This is a genomic window from Microbacterium sp. CCH5-D1, from assembly GCF_001557335.1.
In the GTDB taxonomy this organism is placed as follows: domain Bacteria; phylum Actinomycetota; class Actinomycetes; order Actinomycetales; family Microbacteriaceae; genus Microbacterium; species Microbacterium oxydans.
In genome coordinates this window covers 1-3,643 of sequence record NZ_LSJW01000279.1, presented here as the reverse complement: position 1 = coordinate 3,643, position 3,643 = coordinate 1, and the positions used below count along the sequence as shown (strand labels likewise).

At 66.6% G+C, this 3,643-nt stretch carries 3 protein-coding genes and 1 pseudogene; all 4 read left to right on the top strand.

The window, feature by feature from the left end; genetic code table 11:
- The coding region (locus AX744_RS16595; RefSeq protein WP_061018080.1) for a heavy metal translocating P-type ATPase at positions 1-1,826 on the top strand (1,826 nt) is incomplete at its 5' end.
- A gap of 54 nt (positions 1,827-1,880) precedes the next feature.
- A complete protein-coding gene (locus tag AX744_RS16590) occupies positions 1,881-2,315 on the top strand; it encodes a DUF6153 family protein (protein ID WP_061018079.1) in 435 nt (144 codons plus the stop codon).
- 85 nt (positions 2,316-2,400) lie between these two features.
- Positions 2,401-2,997, top strand: a complete 597-nt coding sequence (locus AX744_RS16585; protein WP_061018078.1) for a DUF305 domain-containing protein — start codon at positions 2,401-2,403, stop codon at positions 2,995-2,997.
- 143 nt (positions 2,998-3,140) lie between these two features.
- Positions 3,141-3,643: pseudogene (locus AX744_RS16580) on the top strand (exo-alpha-sialidase); the annotation flags it as partial.

Here is a 3,643-nt window from a genome sequence, read left to right as displayed (position 1 = left end):
CTCTCGGAACGGTGATGTACGTGTGGGGCGGTGCCCCGTTCCTGACCGGTGCGGTCGGTGAACTTCGTGCCCGCAAACCGGGGATGATGCTGCTGATCGCCCTCGCGATCACCGTGGCGTTCCTCGCCTCCTGGGGGGCGAGCATCGGGCTGCTGCACCACGAGCTGGACTTCTGGTGGGAGCTGGCGCTGCTGATCGTGATCATGCTGCTCGGCCACTGGATCGAGATGCGCTCCCTCGCACAGACGACGTCGGCGTTGGATTCCCTCGCCGCATTGCTGCCCGACGAGGCGGAGAAGGTCGACGGAGACACCACTGTCACCGTCGCACCGGCTGATCTGCAGGTCGGAGACGTGGTGGTGGTGCGCCCCGGCGGGCGGGTCCCCGCGGATGGGCGGATCGTGCAGGGTTCGGCCAGCATGGACGAGTCGATGATCACCGGAGAGTCTCGGCCGGTGCGCCGCAGCGATGGTGACCCGGTAATCGCTGGAACCGTAGCCACCGATTCCGGGGTGCGGGTAGAGATCACCGCCATTGGTGAAGACACCGCACTCGCGGGCATCCAGAAACTGGTCACGGAGGCGCAGAGTTCATCGTCGCGGGCGCAACGACTCGCGGATAAGGCAGCGGGGTGGCTGTTCTGGTTCGCGCTCGGCGCTGCCGCGATCACCGCGATTGTGTGGACTCTCGTCGGCCAGCCCGAGGCAGCCGTGATCCGCACCATCACCGTGCTGGTCATCGCCTGCCCGCACGCGCTGGGTCTCGCGATCCCACTGGTCGTGTCGATAGCGACCGAACGCGCCGCCCGTGGAGGTGTGCTGATCAAGGATCGTCTCGCCCTGGAGAGCATGCGCACCGTCGACACGATCCTGTTCGACAAGACCGGCACGCTCACCAAGGGCACCCCCGCCGTGACCGCGATCGATCCCGTCACAGGGGCCGACGCCGATCAGCTGCTCGCGTGGGCGGCGGCCGCGGAAGCGGACTCCGAGCACCCCCTCGCCCGTGCGATCGTCAACGCAGCGAAAGAGAAGAACCTCACCGTTCCGCGATCGACCGATTTTGAATCCTCCCCCGCCGTGGGGGTGCGTGCCCGTGTCGACGGACACGTCGTGCAGGTCGGCGGCCCGTACATGCTCGAGCAAGAACACGCCGTTGAGCTGCCGGTTGCCGACGAGTGGCGCGGTGAGGGTGCGATCATCCTCCACGTGCTCGTCGACGGTCAGGTGACGGGCGCGCTGCGCCTCGCGGATGAGATCCGGTCCGAGTCACGTCACGCGGTCGATGCGCTCCACGAACGGGGCGTGCAGGTGGTCATGATCACCGGTGACGCCGATGCGGTCGCCGCGTCCGTCGCCGGCGAGCTGGGTATCGACCGGTACTTCGCCGGGGTCCGTCCGGAGGACAAAGCCTCCAAGGTGAAAGAACTGCAACACGAAGGCCGCAAGGTCGCGATGGTCGGTGACGGCGTGAACGACGCCCCCGCCCTCGCCCAGGCGGACGTGGGGATTGCGATCGGTGCCGGAACGGACGTCGCGATCGCCTCCGCAGGTGTCATCCTCGCCAGCGACGACCCCCGATCGGTGATCTCCGTGATTGAGCTGTCGCGGGCGAGTTACCGGAAGATGAAACAGAACCTCTGGTGGGCCGCCGGGTACAACCTGCTCTCCGTCCCCCTCGCGGCCGGTGTGCTCGCCCCCGTCGGATTCGTGTTGCCGATGTCCGTCGGTGCGGTGCTGATGTCACTGTCCACGATCGTTGTCGCGCTGAATGCGCAGTTGCTGCGACGGCTGAACCTCAGCCCGGACGCCGTCGTCGACAAGTAGGCGTCAGGGGCGGCGGCGACGTACCCTGGAAGAAAGGGAGGTGGGACAGTGTTGATGACGATCGCACGGCGCGTGCATGACCAGCGCACCCTCACCCGCACCCTCCTGACCGTCGTCGCCGTCGCCTTTTCCGTGATCTTCGGGCTTCTGGCGATGCACTCGATGAACACGCACACCATGCCCTCCGGGCACAGTGAGACCATCGCCGTCGCACCCGCGCATGCCGACGCTCACCCCGCGCACGCCTCAGGCGACGCCGCAGCGGTGGTCGAGGCGGGGTGCGCCACGTGTTCTGACGATCACGGCATGGCGTGGATGGCCTGCGTTCTCGCGCTCCTCATTGTCGTCGTGCTGCTCGCCCGGCCGTCCGCCTGGTGGCGAGCCGTCGCGCACTCCCTGGGAACGCCCGTGTCCCGCCTACACCTCCGGGATGCGCTGCATCCGCTGCGGCCTCCGTCTCTCACCGTTCTCTGCATCAGTCGCACGTGATGGCAGGCGCGCCCGCCTTCTGCGGGTAACGCCCTTGCCCAGCCTCTCTCGCTGGGCACCCTCATCGACTTTTGGAGAACCCATCATGAAGACCCGTTTTGCGGCGACCGCCGCACTCACCCTCGCCGCAGTGCTTGGACTCGCCGGCTGCGCCGGTAACACCTCGGGCGGCGGCGACATGCCCGGTATGAACCACGAAAGCAGCAGCTCCGCCCCGGCCTCCGCGGACGCCAATGACGCCGACATCATGTTCGCCAGCATGATGAAGGAGCACCACGCCCAGGCCATCGACATGTCCGACATGCTTCTCAGCAAGGAGGGCGTCGACGAACGTGTCGTCGCCCTTGCGGAAGAGATCAAGGCCGCGCAGGAGCCCGAGATCCAGAAGATGGACCAGTGGCTCGAAGAGTGGGGCGCTGACACTTCCGACATGGAGGGAATGGATCACGGCGGCGGCATGATGTCCGAAGAGGACATGCAGGCTCTCGAGGACGCCACCGGTGCGGACGCCAGCCGCCTGTTCCTCGAGCAGATGATCCAGCACCACGAGGGTGCCGTCGAGATGGCCCAAGAAGAGGTCGACAACGGCCAGAACAGCGACGCGGTCGCTCTGGCCGAGACGATCATCGAGGCGCAGACCACGGAGATCGCCACGATGAAAGACCTCCTCGACACACTCTGATCTACCTTCGGGGGTGCGGCGCTCGCCCGCACCCCCGAAATGGCCATCTCGCAGTAACCCACGCCACCGCGCTGGTGCCCTGTCGCGACTCTCATTCGCGTACCGCTCGCGCACCCGCGTGCATTTCTTCACGTCGGAGTCTCATGAACCGCCACTCGCCCCTACCCGCTTTCGCGATCGCTCTCGCAGCCGTCGCCCTCACCGGCTGCGCCGTGCCGCAGGCCTCCGGCACCAACGCGGTCCCCCCCGTTATCCAACACATTCACGGTGTTGCCGCTGACCCCCGCGGTGAGGACCTCTTCATAGCCACCCACGGAGGACTCTTCACCCTCACGCCCGAGGGTGCGATCACCGGCCCCATCGGAGGCCACGACTTCGACGCGATGGGCTTCACCGTCCTCGACGACGCCCTCTTCGCATCCGGTCACCCGGGCACACAGACACCCGCAGAGCTCGGCTCCCCGAACCTAGGTGTCATTCGTAGTGACGACTTCGGCGAATCGTGGTCACCGATCGCCCTCACTGGCAGTACGGACTTCCATGTCCTCACCGCCGGACCAGACGGCACTCTCTACGGGATCGCCTCCGATGGCGTCGATCTGCTCATCAGCACTGACGACGGTCTCGAATGGACCCGCGGCGCAAC